The sequence below is a fragment of the Lentilitoribacter sp. EG35 genome, from assembly GCF_040784015.1.
Lineage (GTDB): Bacteria > Pseudomonadota > Alphaproteobacteria > Rhizobiales > Rhizobiaceae > Lentilitoribacter.
In genome coordinates, this window is sequence record NZ_JBFNGQ010000001.1 from 635,908 (window position 1) to 655,431 (window position 19,524).

General features: G+C 41.9%; 19 protein-coding genes. 10 read left to right on the forward strand and 9 right to left on the reverse strand.

The features are described from left to right. Positions 1-40 precede the first annotated feature (40 nt). From AB2J24_RS02905 to AB2J24_RS02920, 4 genes are read right to left on the reverse strand one after another with little or no spacing between them, the layout of a single operon-like run. Positions 41-565: a hypothetical protein gene (locus tag AB2J24_RS02905; RefSeq protein ID WP_367384356.1), complete on the reverse strand. Its 525-nt coding sequence runs from the start codon at positions 563-565 to the stop codon at positions 41-43. Next, positions 565-2,574: a type IV secretory system conjugative DNA transfer family protein gene (locus AB2J24_RS02910; protein ID WP_367384357.1), complete on the reverse strand. Its 2,010-nt coding sequence runs from the start codon at positions 2,572-2,574 to the stop codon at positions 565-567. Before AB2J24_RS02910 ends, AB2J24_RS02905 begins: the two co-directional genes overlap by 1 nt. A 10-nt stretch (positions 2,575-2,584) precedes the next feature. Then, the gene (locus AB2J24_RS02915; protein ID WP_367384358.1) at positions 2,585-3,493 is read right to left on the reverse strand and encodes a hypothetical protein; all 909 of its coding nucleotides are present in this window, start codon (positions 3,491-3,493) and stop codon (positions 2,585-2,587) included. Positions 3,494-3,540: 47 nt separating this feature from the next. Beyond that, positions 3,541-4,944 (reverse strand): hypothetical protein, encoded by a 1,404-nt coding sequence (locus tag AB2J24_RS02920; RefSeq protein WP_367384359.1) that lies wholly within the window; start codon positions 4,942-4,944, stop codon positions 3,541-3,543. A 105-nt stretch (positions 4,945-5,049) separates the two neighbouring features. Between AB2J24_RS02920 and AB2J24_RS02925 the strand changes: the two genes are divergently transcribed. Then, positions 5,050-6,348, forward strand: a complete 1,299-nt coding sequence (locus tag AB2J24_RS02925) for a hypothetical protein (protein WP_367384360.1) — start codon at positions 5,050-5,052, stop codon at positions 6,346-6,348. A gap of 13 nt (positions 6,349-6,361) precedes the next feature. Here the strand turns inward: AB2J24_RS02925 and AB2J24_RS02930 are convergent, their stop codons facing one another. Further along, complete coding sequence (locus AB2J24_RS02930) at positions 6,362-6,814, reverse strand: hypothetical protein (RefSeq protein WP_367384361.1); 453 nt, start codon at positions 6,812-6,814, stop codon at positions 6,362-6,364. A gap of 94 nt (positions 6,815-6,908) precedes the next feature. On the opposite strand from AB2J24_RS02930, the gene AB2J24_RS02935 reads away from it, so the two are divergent. Continuing rightward, positions 6,909-7,634, forward strand: coding sequence for a hypothetical protein (locus AB2J24_RS02935; RefSeq protein ID WP_367384362.1), 726 nt, complete (start codon positions 6,909-6,911; stop codon positions 7,632-7,634). 10 nt (positions 7,635-7,644) lie between these two features. Here the strand turns inward: AB2J24_RS02935 and AB2J24_RS02940 are convergent, their stop codons facing one another. Beyond that, positions 7,645-7,980: a hypothetical protein gene (locus AB2J24_RS02940; RefSeq protein ID WP_367384363.1), complete on the reverse strand. Its 336-nt coding sequence runs from the start codon at positions 7,978-7,980 to the stop codon at positions 7,645-7,647. A gap of 232 nt (positions 7,981-8,212) precedes the next feature. Between AB2J24_RS02940 and AB2J24_RS02945 the strand changes: the two genes are divergently transcribed. Together AB2J24_RS02945 and AB2J24_RS02950 are read left to right on the forward strand one after the other, a co-directional pair. Then, a complete protein-coding gene (locus AB2J24_RS02945) occupies positions 8,213-8,836 on the forward strand; it encodes a tyrosine-type recombinase/integrase (protein ID WP_367384364.1) in 624 nt (207 codons plus the stop codon). A 7-nt stretch (positions 8,837-8,843) separates the two neighbouring features. Beyond that, positions 8,844-8,981: a hypothetical protein gene (locus AB2J24_RS02950; RefSeq protein ID WP_367384365.1), complete on the forward strand. Its 138-nt coding sequence runs from the start codon at positions 8,844-8,846 to the stop codon at positions 8,979-8,981. A 45-nt stretch (positions 8,982-9,026) separates the two neighbouring features. On the opposite strand, the gene AB2J24_RS02955 is transcribed toward AB2J24_RS02950, so the two are convergent. Then, entirely contained in the window at positions 9,027-9,389 is a 363-nt protein-coding gene (locus tag AB2J24_RS02955; protein ID WP_367384366.1) for a hypothetical protein, read from the reverse strand. Positions 9,390-9,540: 151 nt separating this feature from the next. Between AB2J24_RS02955 and AB2J24_RS02960 the strand changes: the two genes are divergently transcribed. From AB2J24_RS02960 to AB2J24_RS02970, 3 genes are read left to right on the forward strand one after another with little or no spacing between them, the layout of a single operon-like run. Continuing rightward, a complete protein-coding gene (locus tag AB2J24_RS02960; protein WP_367384367.1) occupies positions 9,541-11,448 on the forward strand; it encodes an ATP-dependent nuclease in 1,908 nt (635 codons plus the stop codon). After that, positions 11,436-13,610 (forward strand): UvrD-helicase domain-containing protein, encoded by a 2,175-nt coding sequence (locus AB2J24_RS02965; RefSeq protein ID WP_367384368.1) that lies wholly within the window; start codon positions 11,436-11,438, stop codon positions 13,608-13,610. Before AB2J24_RS02960 ends, AB2J24_RS02965 begins: the two co-directional genes overlap by 13 nt. A 2-nt stretch (positions 13,611-13,612) precedes the next feature. Continuing rightward, complete coding sequence (locus AB2J24_RS02970; protein WP_367384369.1) at positions 13,613-14,383, forward strand: competence protein CoiA; 771 nt, start codon at positions 13,613-13,615, stop codon at positions 14,381-14,383. A 217-nt stretch (positions 14,384-14,600) separates the two neighbouring features. On the opposite strand, the gene AB2J24_RS02975 is transcribed toward AB2J24_RS02970, so the two are convergent. Continuing rightward, a complete protein-coding gene (locus AB2J24_RS02975) occupies positions 14,601-15,137 on the reverse strand; it encodes a hypothetical protein (protein ID WP_367384370.1) in 537 nt (178 codons plus the stop codon). Continuing rightward, entirely contained in the window at positions 15,138-16,070 is a 933-nt protein-coding gene (locus AB2J24_RS02980) for a hypothetical protein (RefSeq protein WP_367384371.1), read from the reverse strand. Positions 16,071-16,235: 165 nt separating this feature from the next. On the opposite strand from AB2J24_RS02980, the gene AB2J24_RS02985 reads away from it, so the two are divergent. From AB2J24_RS02985 to AB2J24_RS02995, 3 genes are all read left to right on the forward strand, one after another. After that, complete coding sequence (locus tag AB2J24_RS02985; protein WP_367384372.1) at positions 16,236-17,780, forward strand: peptidoglycan-binding domain-containing protein; 1,545 nt, start codon at positions 16,236-16,238, stop codon at positions 17,778-17,780. Then, complete coding sequence (locus tag AB2J24_RS02990) at positions 17,777-18,685, forward strand: hypothetical protein (protein WP_367384373.1); 909 nt, start codon at positions 17,777-17,779, stop codon at positions 18,683-18,685. Before AB2J24_RS02985 ends, AB2J24_RS02990 begins: the two co-directional genes overlap by 4 nt. A gap of 299 nt (positions 18,686-18,984) precedes the next feature. Next, positions 18,985-19,524 (forward strand): antirestriction protein ArdA, encoded by a 540-nt coding sequence (locus tag AB2J24_RS02995; RefSeq protein ID WP_367384374.1) that lies wholly within the window; start codon positions 18,985-18,987, stop codon positions 19,522-19,524.

Below are 19,524 nucleotides of genomic sequence, written 5' to 3' on the forward strand. Positions count from 1 at the left end.
AGAACAAAAGTTCCGAGTGCTCTTGTATTCATGAAAAGCATCACCTTTCTGGCCCCCTTAAATTCGGGGCCTGTGGTTGATTGTGGGTATGTTGATGGAACTGATCTTGCTGAGTGCTCTTAGCCTGTGCCATGACCGCATCTCTCTGTTCTCGCATCCACGCATATTTGAAGTTTGATTGATCAACCGGACGCGCTATATGTTCCGGTGGTCGTAAATTGGCTTTGGGGTGTTGCTTGGCAACCATTGACGAGCCTCGGCTGTCGCCTGACTGCTCGCCTTGGCCTTCACCGCTTGATTGTTCATCTTGTAAGTTAAACACGCGGGTCGTTGTTTGCTGGTTTGGAACAATTCTATACTTTTGTGCTTTCGCTTCATAGGAAACGCTTTCCCGTAGTTTCCTCGTGTCCGGTTTTGCAAAATGTTGATACATCGCGTGTCGCTCGGGATCAGAATGGCGCTGGTAATCGCGCCCTAATTGCGGTAGGGAAGCAAGCACTTCTGGTTTCATCCATGACCCGTAATACTGATCCGCGACGCTTTTGCGTCTCAAATTCTCTGTCATCACAGACCTCCATTAATGATATGCCAAATGCGATAGGGGATATCGGTGTAGGCAAAGAGGTAAATAAGTGCTGCGATCCACCAGAACCCGATTAATGCACTGAGTGATCTGAGCCGTTTTGCGATGCGCTCATAGCGGTTTCGTTTTTGCACGCCATCGCGAATGTTAAGACGGAAGAGGCGCTTGATCTTGCGCCACACTTTATCCAATGCAAAGCGAGAGCGACCATTCAACCAAACTGTAACAGGCAGCAAAAACGGCTTGCCATGAAACGGGTTGATATCGATCTGATCGCGCAAAGGGTCAATCGCGGCAATCGGCGGCACATCAACCAATGCAGGCTTATTGCGGCGGATGAATAAAATGCCTTGATCCATCTCGCGGATTTGATCTGTTGATAATAGTGGCTTTGCATCTTCGCTGATATTCCAGCCCGAATTCCAATATTCGCTGGCTTCGGGTTTGCCGCTCTGGCTTTGCATCATGACAGCTTGTTTGCCGAGCATCTTCTCAATCACTGACAGCGTTTCGGGATTGCGTTGACCGGGTAGAAATAATTTGATTTCCGTCTCGCTCAACAATGTCTCTAGGGCGTCTTTGCCATAGGCGCGGCGGAAGGCTGCGAGGTCTTGAATGATCAGCTTGAGACGAATTCCAAACCCGCGTCCCCATGTCATCAAGTCCGCCAGCCCATCGATTTTAAAGTTTGTCGCTTCATCAGCAATGACATGCACGGGAACATGGTAATTCTCATGACGCTTAAATTCCTGCAATGCGCACCATTGGATGAGCGATACGACATTCTTTTGTGCTTTCATGCGTGATGGATCAGCAATCACAAACACGCTTAGAGGTTTATGACCATTCGCAGGATCACGCTTCATATCTGCAAAGCGGAATGTTGAGCGTTTGGTTTTCTTAAAAGCTCGCGTTGCGCGGTTATAGCGCTCCAAAGCTTGCTGTGCTCCACTCAGGAAACTTTCAGTGGTTTTAGAATCCACACTGCCTAGGAGTTGTGCGGCCTTTTCGGCAATTTCGGTGAAGTAGGCAATATAGTCGCTTACGTCTTCTTGGTTGTGGATGCTTACCCAAGGGGAGTCTTCTATTGGCATTTTTGCAAATTGTGGTTCACCATTCTCATCTGGCGTTGCGGGTAATTTACCAATGACCCATAAGGCATGATTGAGCAGTTTTTGACGATCATTTAAAAGCGCAGCAACATCGCCAAGCGTGGCCTCAAATCCGTCAATCGTTATACTGACTTGTATTGCGAAGCCAATGAGATCACGTGACCCGTCGCGGAAAAACTTGTTATCACCGCCATCCCCGTCAGGTTCAGGATAAAGCTGCATTGCAATTTCATGGGTGTCATCAGAGACATCACGTAGGCTGCCATCGCGCCAGAAATTATCTGCCATCAAATTTAGAGGATTGTAGTAATCCGACGCGCCGACAATATCGGTATTGATATCGCCGAAGTTTAAAAGCCGAACCTCTTCACCATTATCTTCCAAGGCACGTTTCAAAACTGCCGTGTTTTCAGACTTAAAGTCGGTGATTAGTTTACTGCCCGGGGTGGTCAAAATTGTGGGCTGAACAATTCCGACCGTTTTGCCGGAGCCAGCAGTTCCGACAATCAATGCATTGGACGCAAAGTTGCTGGTTATGGCCTCGCGGTTCATGGCTCCCCAATAGGGAGCATCATGATCCGGCGCGATCTCATGATTTAAGTCTTCGACCTCAGTCAGAAAATCAGCAGTGCCTTTATGACCAGTTGGCGTATTCCCCGCCAGAGCGTCATAATGTTTGCTCAGGCCCCATAGGCCATCTTGGGCAATGGTAAAGCCGCAAGCCGTAACGATACTCGCCGCAGCAAAAGACGAAAGATTGATATAGCTTCCCTGAAAGACTGGACCAAAATAATCCCATGCAGAGGCGCTACCACCACCAAATATAAGGCATTGTGTGTAGCGACCACTGGCGCGAGCGTTATTGTGTGCGTTTGCCATCGTCCCCACCTCATGTATCGGAGGCGACATAAGCACCGTCGCGTAATCTGATAAATGTTACAGACGCACCCGCTGCATCAAAATAATCCTGCCAGAATTGAACGAGTTCATCTTCGGTGCAGTATGAATAGGCACCTTGTCCAAGACCGGGACGCACCAAGAGATAAACTGTCGCCTCAACGCCATTTAAATTCTTTGGTCTAACTTGCTTGAAATAAGGTTGCGTTTGGAATTTGGCGAAGCTTGGGAGATGACCCTTTGCCGAACATGCCTGCATTTCAACCGTGTGCTGAATCATGTCAGACACAATGATCAGTTTGCGGCTTTGTCCTTGATCGTGCATTTCGCGCAGCCGTGCCATGTTTTGAAGTTGTTCTAGGATCGGACTTTCGCGATCTTGTTTTTGAGCATCGTCAACTTCACGCGCAAAGACTTGATCCAATATTGGCGCAACAGTCTTTTCAAAAACCTGCTGGCGCTGGCGATCAAGAAAAGCTTGGCTGGCGTCTGATGCACCAATCTCTTCCAACTCTACGGTGGTTCTTGCAGACCCACATATCTCCAAAACAGGGGCGGGAATGCTACCGATATCGGTTTTTTCAGTCGTGAAGATTTTTAGGTTTTCGTTAAAGTCTAAGTCATGATCGTAAACCGCTTTAATCGCGTTTTTAAGATCACGGCTTTGAACAGCATCAAACCGTGGCTCGGATGAATCCACCAAAATAACTGTCTGATCTTTCGGTTGCGGTGTTGCATAGCAGCCCACGAGATCAGCTTTGACGGTATTCATGTCCTGATAGGCCACGTAGCCCATTGCACTCAGCGCACTTGTTGAAAGCAACACCATTGCTGCCAGTGCAAAGTAATTTCTATTTTGTGTGCGACGCCCAGAACGCCGTTTTGATGATCGTCTTGCCATCATCATTCTCCTTATTTTTTGTTTATGGATGAGTTATGCCGTGCCGATTAAAACAGCGGAGCATCGTGTAAATTGTCTTGCGAATATGAGGGTGATGCGTCAGGAAAACGCGCGGCATTTAGAACCTTAGAAACAGCATTCTTATGCGTTTCGTTCAAAAGCATCATTGCGGACTGAACGGCGTCATGCGCTGCATGTTCATTTTGTTGGCTGGCCTCATTATTAACGTCAGGAACCGCATATACGCGCTCGCGTAATTTATCAGAGAGGCCGATCTGTAAATCCGCTGGAACCGCGCGATGACCGCCCATGATATCGGAGAGATTGTTTTCCTCGGCAATACGAGCTTTCAAAGCATCTTCAAAATTGGAGATTGCAGCCAACAATGCATGTTGATCCTTGCGAAGTGCGTCATGTTCATTTTCGCGATCAGCTTTTTCGCTTGCCCAATCGTCAAGGACGTCATTCAGCTCATCGCTGGCATCTTCGAAAACGTCTTCGATGTCATCTAGTGCGTTTTCACGAACATCATCGATCTCGTCAATTGAGGTATCGAAGGCTTTCGAGGCTTCACTGTAACCGGGTATGGGATCACCCGTTAAGCCAAGACCTGTGCGCCAGTTTAAAATGGCAAAGGCCGTCCCGACTGCCATCAACATGTAGGATTGGTAGTCAGAAAATACCGCGCTTAAGACATCTGAATTGAGCGATAGATTGCCGGGATCACCTGTGGTTCGAACAATGGCCGCAAAGCCGAGAAGTGCTGCAATTGAGAAGCCTGTCCCGACCGCGCAAATACGAGCTACAACCCGTTTTGTGCGGATGCTCGGTGAATGTTCGCGGGGTGTATTTTTACCTGCATTCCAATACTTGCTAAATGTGTTGCCGCCAATCAATGCAGATAACACTGTGCTGACGCCAGCGATGCTCACTCCAAAGCCCAATGCCTCGGCAAAACCCGATACAATGCCGCCGCTTAAGAAAAATACGGCATTAGCAGCACCTTCAAAAATTGTCGTCGTAAACAACAAAGCAGTGTTATTAACCATATCAGTTTTGAGTGGTGGACGTGTAATGCCATGTTGGAGCTTAAACGCAATGACGGATTTCTGTGCCGTCTTGGCTTGATCAATCGCATAAGCCAGACGAGAGGAGGCTGAATCTGACATCGCGATCATTTGCGATTCCGCATGTTCTAACAGTCGATTCACATCAGCTATGTCATGAACTTGATTGGAAGTGAGGCTATCAACCGCAGCGTTAAAGAGTTCGATTTCGTCGTTGAGCCGTTTTTTGGCTTTTTCAACCCAACTATAAATCGCCGCATCTGTGCCACCATGATGTATATATTCAATCATGTGATCATCACAGTTGAGTTGACTTTGCGTTTTCTCAAGAGCGCGGCGTCTTTGGCGGGACGATTTACTCGGAGTGTTAGAATGAAAATTCATAATTAATCACCTGTTCTGCTTCAAAATTTCTTGATTTAGGATTACATAAATCAGGAATTTAAAAAGAGGGCAGACGGTGACATGTCACCCCTGTCATGGTGACAGTTGTTTGAAATCAAAGACTTAGTTCGGAACGTGTATGAGGGTGATGATGAGAATCGCCGCATATTGTTTGGAAAATACTTAGAAAGTCTGCGTGCACGCAGCGCAAGAAATACAAATGATATTGCCGAAGCAGAGATGGGGGTTAGCAAACGCACATTTCAACGTATTTTGCGTGGCCATAGGATCAGCTTAGACACTCAGGAGAATCTTCCTGCTCTTATTGAACTTTTCATCAAACACATAGTTGATGGCGATCCGGTTCTCGATTTTGATACATGGGTTGATGAAAATGAGCATGAGATTATTCACGCTCATAAAATCGATGAAGGTGAGGGTGGTGGGGATATAATCGCGCGTGATCAGGCATCCCCGATATCAATTAAGAGATCAAATAGGATTGGTGCAATTGCCGGGATTATTGTTGGCGCAATGGCAATCTTAGTTGTCGCAGTATTTTACTGGATGTGGTTTGGCGAACAGCCTAAGAAGGAAAACGAATTTACAACTGATAATGCTATAACCGACAATGTCCAGATTTCACCTAGCGTCCCGCGACCAACATCAGAACAGCAAACCACTGATCGTGATGAGATTGATATCCTGAGAATAACAAAATCCGGTGAGAGAAGGCGCAGTGAACACCATCCCCCACGGGCAGTATTCACAGTCTGGAATGGTAAGCTATTCTTGAAGGATTTGGTTTTACCGAACTACAATCCAATTTCGAAGATAGAATATTCGCGCTTTAGTAATGCATGGACATCCTTCGAGCCAAGCGACGACCTACTGGATCGATCTCTGGCACCGGATGGAGAGTTTCTCGTCAGGGCAACATATCTAGTTGGAGGCAAAGAATCTGAGAAAGAATATGATCTAACAACTCAAAGAGACTATCATCTTAAAACTGTCGTAGAAGGTTTTGATATAACATCGCGGGTGGAATACATCAGTCGCCACATATCTTGTGTGGATGATCTTTGCGCCGTACAGCGCAGCCATAATAATAATCTCTTATGTTTTGGGCCCGTTACACGTGGGCGGCTTATTTCTGGTTTCGATATATATGAAATTGACCGAGGCATATGCGCAGAAAATGCGCCACTTCCATTATGCTTAAGTGAAAAAGACCTTGGATTTAAGTTAGGTCGTGCAGCTAGAGTAGTTTTTGAAGTTGATTTAATCGATGGAACGTCGAAGCGGTTTGATGTATCCCCGCGCACAGAAGGAGTGTTGAGACCAAACGGAGATTTTGTCGCCTTAGACGCTTTGGGAGGTACTTTAACCCATAAATGCGACTAAAAGCGCCAGAACATTAAGGCTCCCAACTTTGGCTAAGGTCTTGGTTTTGATCAGCCGATATCTGATTATTCAGATAATTCTCAAGCTTGGCCCCGACAAAGCCGAGATGATCTCGAGCCATAATAAGAAGTAAATCTACTGCTGTTGCTTCTGTCTCTTTTGAAAAATCTATCAAATGCCGTTCTTCAATGGCTTTACCGGATTTTCCATTCACCGAACATTCCCGCATGATCTCGATATCGCCAGTCGTATAGATTTCTGCATAGATGCTACTTTTTCTTTCTCCAGATTCTTTTATTTCAATTGTCGGCCCCATGACTGTCGCAGCCGTATCTTCGATCTCGATTTTGTTGCCGTTATTAGCTGCGTCAGCGCGAAACTCATGCAAAACACCCAAGACATGCTCTTGCACCTCAGTAAGGTAATTTTTTCGCCATTTCATTTCCTCGAAGACTTTAGCAACCATTTTAATATTGTACCAAATTATGTCCGCTCGTTTCAAATTTGCACTTACTTTCCGCAAAATGGTATAATGAAGTAATCAATAAATGAGGGTGCAAGTGCGAAGTTATATCGCTGATTTCAATATAAAATCTGCTGCTGAGGTTGATAAATTCGATCTCGCTTCTGCTCAGGCTGGCGTGAGCAATGGGCGTAATGAGAGGTTTTTGAATGTGCTTGAAACGGGCAGCGGTATTTCTAGTAAAGGCAAGAAATCCGACCTTACCGACATTATCCTCAATCAAAATATCGATTATGCCGCTTTGTATGAAAAAACAATGCAAACTGTTCGTGATGCAGAGGACGCTGTTGAGCGTGCGATGCAAATGGCAACTTCGCGCTATGCATACAGCCAAGCAGCATTGGATGAGGCAATAGGTCGTGCGGCTGAGCTGTCTGATGGCACTCTTGTTGCCCGATCCGAAAAAGATGGTTTGGTTTATACGCTGGACGGCGCACTTGTTGATCAGGACGAAGCTGCCCAGATAGAATGGACAGGCCGCGAGCGTAGTCTTGAATATATCCAATCCGCTCAAGACCGTGCCGACACTGATCTTGGGATTCTGACAAAAATACGTCAAGATGAAGCCCGCCTTGGCGAAATCCGCGAAGAAATGGATAGCGAACCAGAGCCAGATCGTGTGAAAGGCTTGGAGGAAGAAGCCGAAACAATCCAAGAACGCAACGAGCAGCAAATATTGAAATTCGATAACAATGATCCAGCAGCCACAACGGAAACAGCATCAATTGGTTTTGGAGCTGCCGTTCCAGTTTTCTCCCAATAAAACAGACGCTTTATTCCTTGCGTTTGAATTTTCCACATGCACGTTCAGCAACAGCAAGTACAATGGTTGTTGGAACATATTGAGGCAGGTCTTGCATGGCATCTAAAATTTCATCGTGCCGTTTTATTTTTATTGTATCTGAACCTTGATACCATTCATTTAAGCACTGAGCGATTTTTGGTTCTGTTTGCGCGGCAATAACACCAAGCATCAACATTGAATTTGAAATAAATCCATCCTGATTTTTCCGGTCAAAATTCAGAAATTCTTCCATCTGCCTTGAGGGCTCTGTGGCTTGCACGAATGGAGCCGAAATTGTCAGGCCTGCAACCGTGAATAATGCCAAACTGATTCGTTTTACATAAGAATTTTTGCCGAATTTCGGCCTGTTACAAAACTGGTAATTCTGTTTTAGAGTTTGATTTTTCTATATAATTTTGTATGATATTGAAAGAGCGAAGGACAAACTTTGCCGCATTTTTCTAATAAAAGGTAATAGATTCAAAGGGTGTTTTATCATGGTACAGAATTACCAGTTCTGTATCTATTGGTGAACAACACTTTGAGGAGATTTGCCTATGAACACGAACTATTCTGATGATCCTGTGATGACGCTATTTAGCGATCAGGGCGAGCGAAAATATTTAAACAAGGAAGAGCGCAAACGGTTTTACAAAGCGCGAAAAATCATCACGGATTTATCCGAACGCACATTCGTTGAATTGATCTTCTGGACAGGTTGCCGGATCAGTGAGGCGCTTAATTTGATGATCATGCGGATCAATGTCGAGGACTCGTTCGTGGTGTTCAAGACGCTTAAACAACACGGTAAAAACAAGGATAAGAAATTCCGCATCGTTCATGTGCCACGCAAGTTTATGAAAAAACTGGAAAGGGTTCACCGCATTCTTGAAACCCTGCGCAATGCTCTAGCCGATCACGCACGTTTGTTGTGGCGCTTTGGACGGCAAAAGGGCTGGCGATTGGTGAAGGTTGTCATGACTAAAGCATCAATATTTGGCATCAGAGCCACGCCCAAAGGATTACGTCATACCTTTGGTGTTCATTGCATCTTATGCGGAGTTCCCGAAACGCGACTAAAAGAATGGCTAGGCCATGCCAGCCTCAGAACCACCAATATCTATGTCAAAGTCGCAAAACGCGAAGACCGCGAATTTGCCAGAAAAACGTGGGCGTTTTGAGGTGCGTATGACCGATGAAGAAAAAATTGATGTTTTGATTGATGCAATGACTAAACTGCATGAAATCGAAGCGCAAGTTAAAGACGTGCGTGAAGCGTTGGAGGACTTAAGTTCGGAAATGCATCAAGATTCAACAGAGACTTAAATTTTTCCGCGCCCACCAAGTGTAAGTAACTCTAATGTGAATTATTTATCCGTCTGGCCGGTTTGTTTTTTGATTACGGTAAGCATCGAGAACCAATTCGTAATACTCCGTGGTTTTGTTGGTATGTTCTCCAATGGCTGGCCAAGCAAATGGAAAGGTATTGCCAGTTCCTTCCCACTCAATTTCCAATCCTAAGGCTTTCGCGATAGCCTCAGCTTGCGGTGAGAGCTTACCTTCTGGCCAGAGGTCTTCGTCAAGCGCGATATATGACTCGCCATCATTTTCATCGACGGATATGTCCGCAAGCAATGCACCAAACCTTTCACTAATATTGTTGGCATCATCTAAAAGTGCAGAGCGAAGCAAAAGTTCAGCCTTTTTAGCGTTTAGTTCCATTTTTAATACCATAGCGATTCTCCATATTCTTAGCACCGTGTATCTTATTTGTTTTACGCCCCCAAATCTTCGCTTAGACCACCCATGTATTGGATATCCACAAGTTGCATTACGTTCTTTCATAAATCTAAAGACGTGATAATGTGCTCTACGAAGGTGAAGTATGTACATATCAAAACTAAGAATTCGGAACTTTAGGTTATTGAAAGATGTTGAGATGGACCTTGAAGAAAAGGTCTCTTTGCTTGTTGGTAAAAATAACACGGGCAAAACATCACTTTTAATGATTTTTGAGAAATTCTTTGATGAAAAGCCTTTTACTTACAATGACTTCAATACTTCTCTTAGAAGTGATATCGATGGAATTAATAAGGATAGTAATTTCGAGAGCCTAAAAATATCATTGCAAGTGACTGTCAAATATACTGAGGATGACAATCTAAAAACCCTTTCGGAGTTTATACAAGATTTAGACCCAGATCAGACAGAAATATCAATATTATTCGAGTGCTCGATCAACCATGAAAAGCTTTTAGCTGACTTATCGGACGTTGATGAAGGTTTGAGAAATAAATACATCCAAAAGAAATTGTCAGCATATATGCTGAAATCATATTATTCGTATGATCAAGGTAATCGAGTAGAGAAAAAGCTTGTCGATATAAAGAAGCTGATTAATTTACAAATTATACATGCCAAACGAAATGTTGCCAGCTCTGACAGCAATAGGAAGCCGATATCAACTATTGCAGGCCAATATTTTCATCACATAGACAAAGCAAATAAACTGGTGTTTCAAGATATTGAGAAAGCAATTGCGCAAATTGATGATAGTTTAACAAAAGAATATAGACCTGTTTTTGAACCATTTTTGGAAGATGCAAAAAGTGTGCTTGAGTTGAATGACTTAAGCGTAAAATCTGATATTGAAACCAAGATGCTTTTAGAAAGTAATTCACAAGTTGTTTATGGCGAAGATGACAATAATCTCCCAGAAAATATGAATGGGCTAGGCATATTAAATATTCTTTATCTTTTATTGCAGATTGATTTGAGAGAACAAGATTTCAAATCAGAAAGTAAAGATATAAATCTTCTTTTTATTGAAGAACCTGAAGCGCATACACACCCTCAAATGCAATATGTTTTCGCAGATAAAACGCTCAAAGCTTTAAGCGAAAAGGAAAACCTTCAAACTTTAGTTACAACACATTCTTCTCATGTAGTTAGTCGCTGCAATTTTGATAATATTCGCTACTTACAAAATCACACCGAACACAAATATGTTGTCGTTAAAAATTTTCTTGCTGATCTTTCGGGAAAATACACAGACCTAAATGATTTCAAGTTCTTAAAACAATACATCACTCTAAACGCGGCAGAACTCTTCTTCGCCTCCAAGGTTATATTTATTGAAGGGACAACGGAAAGAATGTTGCTCCCGTATTTTATCGATGCATATGACGAGGAGAATGGCACAAACTTAAAAGCTCAAAATATTAGCGTGTTGGAAGTGGGTGCTAATGCGAAGGTATTCGTTCACTTTCTTTATTTTATTGGCGTAAAATCATTAATTATTACAGACATAGACACTACGGAGCCAATTGCTGGTGAAGCGGGAGAACGTTATAAATCTTGCAAAGTAGATATTGGGTCAAATACCAGTAATACGTCGCTGAAGCATTTTTTTGAAGCACCGGCTGATATTAAATCTGATGATTTTACAAAGTGGTTTGCCAGTTTTAAGGCTGGCAAAGTTCCAACTTGTGATGCTTTAATTTATTGTGCTTACCAGCAAATAGAGAACAAATATCACGCCCGAAGTTTTGAAGACGCATTTATTCATATTAATAAAGATAAAATAAAACAGAAGAAGGATGATCTTCTTGGTTTAAAAAATATCGCCAAATTGGATGAAGAAGATATTGATAGTTATGTTCTAACCGAAGAAGTGCTCGATAAAAAATCTGATTTTGCAGCGTCAATTCTTTATCAAGCTTTAGTGTTAAACGAGTCTTGGGAAACGCCCAAATACATTAAGGATGGATTGGGGTGGTTATGCCAAGACTAACGCCAATGGAATCTATTTATGAATGCCTGAGAAATAGCGAGAATTTTGTTCTTCAAGGAGGAGCTGGCAGTGGTAAAACTGAAACTCTGAAAAGAACACTTGCCTACATCTCTGAGGAATACCCTAATGCAAAAGTGGCCTGCATTACTCATACAAATTTTGCAGTTCAGCAAATTATTGATCGTGTTGGAGAAGACCACACTATTTCAACAATTCACTCTTTTCTGAACGGTCTTATAAAAGACTACAAAAAAAACATTCATCAGATAATTGGTCAGTTATTCTGTGTTGCTTCAGTTGTAAGGACTTCATTAGAAAATCATGAAGATGAAAAAGCTTTCAAAAAGTTTGAGCATGATCAGTACAAGAAAGCATATGAAAAATATGCAAAGCGCTTATATCAGCTAAAGAAAGAAAGCATGCCAAAAGTTACGGGCAAAAGAGATTATGATAAAGACCCTGAAACATATAACGCTGAGATTAATGACCACATAGAAAAAATAAATGAAGAAATTCATTCAACCATTACGCAAAAAGACCGCTCCTTAATTGAATATAATGAAACGAAGTTCAACAGTTTATCTAATTTAACATATGGGCATGATGGGCTCTTAGATATAGCTTGTATATTGGTGAAGGAGTTTAAGCTTTTAAGAAAAATATTCGCAGATAAATACGACTATATTTTCATTGATGAATATCAGGATACCCATCCCAGTATCATTCATATGTTTATTGAAAATATATCTGCCAATGGTCCTGTCATAGGTTTATTTGGAGATAGTGTTCAAGCAATTTATGAAGATGGCATTGGAGATGTAAATCAGTACATAAATAGAAATTTGATAAAAAAAATTGAAAAAGAAGATAACTACAGGTGTTCAAAACAAGTCGTAATTTTTGCAAACCAAGTCCGGTATGATGGATTGGAACAAGAGGTTGCCTTTAAAAATAAAAGTAGTGGTCAGTTAGAAACAATCAAGGATCGCCAAGGCAAAGTAGAATTGCTCTACGGCTTTGAACCAGCCAAGCCTGTGAGACCTAAAAAACCAGCTAAAATTGGGGCAAATGCAACCGCTGATAAAATAGAAAAGTATGAGACGGATTTAATTGAATTTGCCAAGCATCTTTCCCAGTATGAGGAAGACAAGGTGAATTACCTCACAGAGTATACGCAAAAACTGGACGTATTAATTGAAGCGGCACGGCAAGATGGAGAGATTGAATATACCGTATTAAAACTAACAAATAAATCTATTGCCCGAGATGCAGGTTTCCCGACTTTATTTGAGGTTTTTGATAGTCGCTTCCTTGAAGCAAAAGATGAAATTGAAAAGAAGCTTTCCCTATGGCAATTTCAGAGCTTATTTGAATTGTGTGATGCATATCAGCCTCTTTCTGACTCCGATAAGATGAGGCCAAACTACAGTAAGGTGATCCATAGTCTTAAAAGAAATGGTTTTCAATTAAATACAATAAAAGACAAAAAACGTATCCAAGAGAATATCAAAGAAATCCTTAACTCTGGAGATGGAGCGCTCAAGACCCTTGAAAAAGCTTTTTCCCTAGGGCTTTTAAAAAAATCAGATAGCAATGAAAGCTTCTTTGATAGAGCTAGAGTTGACCTAGAATTTTATAATGCTGATGAGTTGCATGGTACTTTTAAACAAATTTATGAAGACGAAGGGAATACGTTTGCTCGTTTTAGTTCTCATGCGAGAGTTGTTGAGCATGATGAGTTTAAGGAATTTAGTGAGGAAAATTTTGACGAGAAGAAACGCGATATAGGTAAAGAGGTGTTTCTCAAAAGGATTTTTGCTGACGAAGTAAGCTTCAAGGAAATTCTTAATTATTATTGTTATCTAAATGAGTATTTACCTTTCATAACAATGCATAAAACTAAAGGTGGTGAGATTGACAATGTTTTGGTTGTGCTCGATGAATATTCTTGGTCTCAATATGATTTTATAAGTGCGTTTTCTGACGAGGTTGAGCAATCAAAAAAGGAGAAAAACGCAAACTTAATTTATGTAGCATGTACCCGAACGAAGACGAATTTGCGATGTGTGAGACTTGTAAAAGATGCGGAGGAAGAAGCGCTCTTCCGTTCTTATTTTTTGAACGCCAAGAAACATAACTTCCTCGAAATGGGCGGGGAATAAAAATGCTCTGCGGCATAATTACCAACTCAAATCAGAAAGTAATTGCTCGTCATGTTACTAAGGAGCAGGGGCCATACCATTGTGCAGGGTGCGGCCATGAACTGATAGTGAAAAAGGGAAATATAAAGGTTCATCACTTTGCTCATAAACCTCCCTATAACTGTTCAAGAGGTGACGGTGAGAGTGAAGCTCATCGCAAATGCAAAGAGACAATATACTTTGAACTTATGAAACAAGGAAATGTAACTGACTTGGATATAGAGAAAGACTTTGGCACTGTTGTTGCTGATATATATTGCAAAATTGATGGAGTCCCAGTTGCGATTGAAGTTCAACGCAGTAACTTGAGTGTAGATCAAATAACAAGAAGAACCTCAGAATATTTTAAATTGGGGGTCAATGTTCTTTGGTTAGCTTTATTTGATCAAAAACTAAACGATGGTAAATATAGTCCTACAGCTTGGATGAAATGGTGTCATGCTGCTTATTTCGGGCGTGTTTTTTATTGGACTGAAGGCCTTTCTGTTTTACCCGTCCATTACGGGGCATATGCTATTGATGTTGAATCGACATCTTGGTTTGATAGTGATGGTAACGAAAACAGTGGTGGTGGATATTCTAAAATCTCCAAAAGATATAAAACACCTTCTTTTGGCTCAAAACACAATCTTGTCCAGGATTTAAAGCCTGCATATAAGCAGCCTTGGTCTGGAGGCTCAGTCTCAATTCCTGAATGCAGGCTATTCGTTTCTAAGCATAAAAAATGGTGGTGACTGATTGTTGAGGGGTCTCAGGTCAGCACTACCATTAAATTAGTTCGTGAACGTATCTTGCATCGGAGAATTTTGGTTGGTTTGATGAATTTGCGATTTACGCAAGGTGTGCGCGTGGTAGTACCACACGCTTTGCTGCGGTGGCTTCGCCATCCTCGAGAAGGGGAACCGTACCCGTTCCCCGTTCTATCCCCTTCGGTATTTATTACTAAAATAGTTAAGGATTTTTAGCTTCTCTCGCTGTTTTTTGAGCAGATTTAATTACTTCCGGTTTCTCTTCGTTTAGCTCCGCATCATAACGATCCATTTGTATTTTCAGGAGCGAACCCGGCAGGGTAAAAGAGGCCAGAAAAACAAACGTCGCTAACCCTAGAAATCCCATCTGCATATATTTTTGAACATCGACCATAGTTGAGGGGACGACAAACATAATCAATGCCAATCCAAGAGTCAGCAGATATAAAAAGAAAAGCATATTTTGGCGAAGCAATTTACGACGAATAGTGGACTTCATTCCTTGCAATTCAGTCCAATCTTTAGCTTGCCTCAAAATAGGTTCCGAAATCAATGTGATTATGGCAATTAAAAAGCCAGCCAATATAGAAAATATTGTTACGATGGTATTAATCGCATCCTTATTACCTGAGATTTCTGGCTGAAATTTATATCCAACAAAAGCTGAAAAAATTAGCGCAGCAAATAGTTTAATTAACCGCCACCAATCAGTTTTTACTTTTTCAAAGTTGGTTGCCATTTATGCCTCAATTTGACCAGAGTCCGATAGTTCAGAATAGTAACTTGCCATTTCATCCCATGCTTCAATTACGCTAACTGAATTGGCTACTTCTTGAAGCCTAACTTGCTTTTTGACTGTGACTTCATCCGCACGAATAGTTTGTCCATTTCGAAGGTGTATAACAAAATTATCTGCTTCGTCATCGTCGGCGATAGCTTCAGCCAGACTGTCCAATCCAGATTTAGCCACTTCAAGATCACGTTTCTGCACGTTTATAGAGACGCGAACTCGGCCCTGTTCTGCCAATCTCAATTGAGCTATGGATTCATCTTGGGCTGTTATCGCGTGAATGGCATTTGAGAAACGCGAAGTGGCTTTGCTCCATATACCTTGGTCTTCTAAACCAATAATTTCGTTCGCAGCCGCGTCTGAAATATTGATATCCATGTCTATAGTTCCGACACCAACTGTCTCAATCATCGCTAGCTTATCTAAGTTACCTATTCTCGCCAAATCCAACATCTGAGTGTTGTCGGCAAAGTTTGCCTTCTCAAAAAGTTTGGTGAGAAAATCACGAAGAGCACCAGCATTACGCCCACAATTCATGACTATAACATGATTATCTTTTATCAATGCCATAAAGTCCGCATTCATAAAATTTTCATTTGCTTCAGGTGGCCTTTCACCAACCTCGGCGCTTGCTTGTGGTGCCATAGGTACTGTGCCAATACTTTGCCCATTCGTGTACCTCGCACAATGCAGGGCAAAACCCATTTGACCAAAGTCCCTTGATTTTAAGCCTGTTATTGCTCGATTGGCACCGCGTGAAATCGTCCGTTCAAGTTGGGTATCAAATTGGTCCCATGCTGATCTGATCAACTGTTCTAAGTTGTTAGCATCTGAGAGCCAATTGGCACGTCGATACTCTAGCGTCTTTAAAATTCTAGGCAACGGCTATCCTTTATTTATTCTGGTTGTAGGGATATTCTAAACATCAATTAGTAGAAATAGCCAGCAGCAACTTTGTTATAATAATATAAAATTATGAATTGGGCCTTGGCTTGAGAGCAGTTTCAAAATACACTTTTTAATAGATATTAAACTGGCAATATAACTATGCAACAACTCAAACCAATTTTTTTAATACCTATATTTATAAGTTTCTTACTAGTGCTTGTAACGGTAAATAATAGTCAATCAGATGAATTTCCACTCACGGATGGACGTTATGTCACCAATCAAAATTACTGCTCGTATGACGAAGGGCAAATTTTTGATGAGTTCGGTGATGGGGCTGCTCTGAACGTTCGGACTATCAAGGACGGTACAATCGACTTCCATTATGAATCGACGTGTAGAATCGCGGATGTCAAAGTCCTTGGTTCAGATGTTCTGTATACAAGTGTTTGTAGTTCGGAAGGTGAAGAGTTTTCAGAACGAGAGCATATGACATTGAACTCCTCAACCTCGTTTACACAGGACAGGATAACTTTTGGACTGTGTGAAGGTTCGGTATCTCAATCATCAGTTTCGAATGAACCGGAAATCACCGAGCCGGAAATGATTTTCGCTCTACAGCGTTCACTTACAGCACTCGGCTTCGATCCGGGGCCAACTGATGGCCTAATCGGCAAGAAGACGATATCAGCGCTAAATTTATTTCTGACATCTAAAGGTTTGTCACGAACGGACTATGTTACACAAAGCACATTTGATGTAGTGGCGATTGCTCATATTGAATTTACAACGGGTGTAAAATGGGAAGACTTCGAGGATTACAAACCAAATGATGAAAGCCAGAGTTTAGCCGAAGTCGAACCTGCTGCTGGTGAAAAATTGTCAAACGGGAGTGATTTACACAGTTTTACAACGGAAGAACTCAAAACTCATTTGTTGAATCAAGAACAAGAACTTAATTTTGCTGCGGATAAATTTAAACAATTACTTATCGAGGATTCATCACTGTTCGGGGACAAATTTGGAGGCGAAGTTTACCCAACTTTAAAACCTGTATTGTTGAGCCGAACCGCAAGAGATCGACTGCTATCAGGTTCCATAGTGTTATTTGGGTGCGTCGGCGATCCAACAGAAGTTTTTGGTTTTTATAACTTACCACTCAATATTTGGACAATTCTTTGGGTAGAAGATAGAGAGAAAATAGTTCAATCAGAAATGTCGCTTGGAATAGCTTTAAATGATGAACCCGAGTTAAATTCGTGGTTTGAACGAATGCTCAGAGAGAATATATCCGCTAAACAAGCTATTGATGATTCTATTGCAAGTCAGGCTCTAGGGTTTTCGTTGATGTTTAACCCAAAGACATGCGCCAACAGCAAAGATATTGAGCAGGGCTATTTCGCGCCCGATAAGGCGGTGGCAATGTTTTATAAGAATGAATCAAATATCAGACTTCTTGATCTGCAAATTTCTCAAAAAATCGACCAACTTACACAAGATAAATTTGTTGGTGAAAAAGAACATTCAGTGTCTTTGTCGAGACTTGAAGAAGATATATCCAACGGTCAGCATTATATCATAACGCTTCATTCTGTTAAGGAAGACCCTACCGTATCCATAATTCAGAAATGGAAGCTTCATGATGAGGCGATAACTCTGCTTGAGGCCGATTTATCAATCAGTTTAGGACGTGAAACTCAATGACAAAAAACAAGACTATTAGTCTGAAAGCGGCTTTTGCCACGTCTTTTTTGACTATCCATAGTTCGGCATTTGCTCAAGACAAACAATCAGCCGACATATCATTGTTTGAAAGTGGTCTATCTATTGCAAATGATATTTTAACCACATCGGATGCTGTAGCATCTGGAATAGGAAAACAAACAGCTTGGGGCCCTGCGACAAAAATTACTGGCCCACTTGGTGACGCTAACAAAGCTTTAAGAAAGTTGGAACAATCCGACTATTCTGGCGCTATTGCTACCGGGTTAGGAGGAGTTTCTCGCGCACCACTAATCGGAGCTGGCGCTGCATGGGGAACAGCGACAATACCAGTTCCAGTGTTGGGAACAGCAATTGGCGCGGGTGTAGGGTATTTAGTGAGTTATGCTGTCGAAAAATATGCGGAGGCATCTGGGAATGCAGTGTTGCGTTTACGCGATAGAAATAAGCCAGATATTATTAGGCGCCTTGAGGCAGCTAAATTGGATTATATAACGTTAGCAAAACAATACGACTTCTGCAGTGATGTTGAGAAGCTAAATTTTGAGATCAACATTCGACAGGCATTGCTGGATAATGAAGCGGAGCTCGCGCGCTTGAATGGAGCAAGTTACATTCCAGATCAAGTTATTGCTACTGAGATAGACATTTTGGAGGATCAGTTAATTCAATTGGAAAATTCGGTTTCTCCGGAAGAAATGTTTCTTAAGCAGAGAATTAAAAATTTACAAAAAGCAAAAGTTAGAAACGACGAATACCTAACCGAATGCAATAAGAATCCCAACTGTAAAGCGATGTTACACATACAAATTCGTTCGATCAACAAACAGGAGCTAGCGTTGAAAGAAGCAGAGGAAAGGTATTCGAGCCTCTACTGTGAATTTTAATAGCGGTGTTTACCCAAACAATTAATATCTCTTCACACAACGGCATCAAAAATTGCAACACCTGAATTGCATGAGATTGCGTTCGTGAACATAACTTCAATCCTCAAACTTTTCTTTTCAAGAGTTGATTTTGCTTAGGGCGCTGCCCTCGGCGCATTTCAGAAAAAAATAGGCGGTCTCCCGAGGCTCGGGCTAAAGCCCTGCGCCCGCCGCCGATTTTTCCTTCCATTTGCACACCCGCTATTCGCCACGAGGCAGAGATGCATGCGCAACTCTGTTTTAATTTAAGGGGGAACCAAATGACACAGAATACACAACCAATTATCAACAATAACAGCGAAATCAGAATCTATGTCGCCTGTTTGGCGGCTTACAATAATGGCATTCTTCACGGAGCATGGATTGATGCCAATCAAGATGAAAACGCAATTCATGACGAAATTGCCGAGATTTTAAAGACTTCGCCAATTAAGGATGCAGAAGAATACGCCATTCACGATTATGAAGGATTTGAAGGTGTCCAGCTCTCAGAATATTCTGGCATTTCAGAAGTTGTTGAACTCGCAGCTTTTATATCGGAACACGGTGAATTGGGCGCGGAGACGATCATTCATTTTGGTGATATTGAAGCCGCTGAAATGGCGCTTAATGATCTTTATCATGGCGAATATCGCTCGTTGGCTGAGTTTGCAGAGCAACTCACCGAAGACACAACGCAAATCCCTGAAAACTTGCGCTTCTATATTGATTATGAAGCCATGGCGCGAGATTTGGAAATCAGCGATGTGATCGCAATTGAAACAGGCTTTGAGGCCGTTCATGTGTTTTGGAGCCATTAA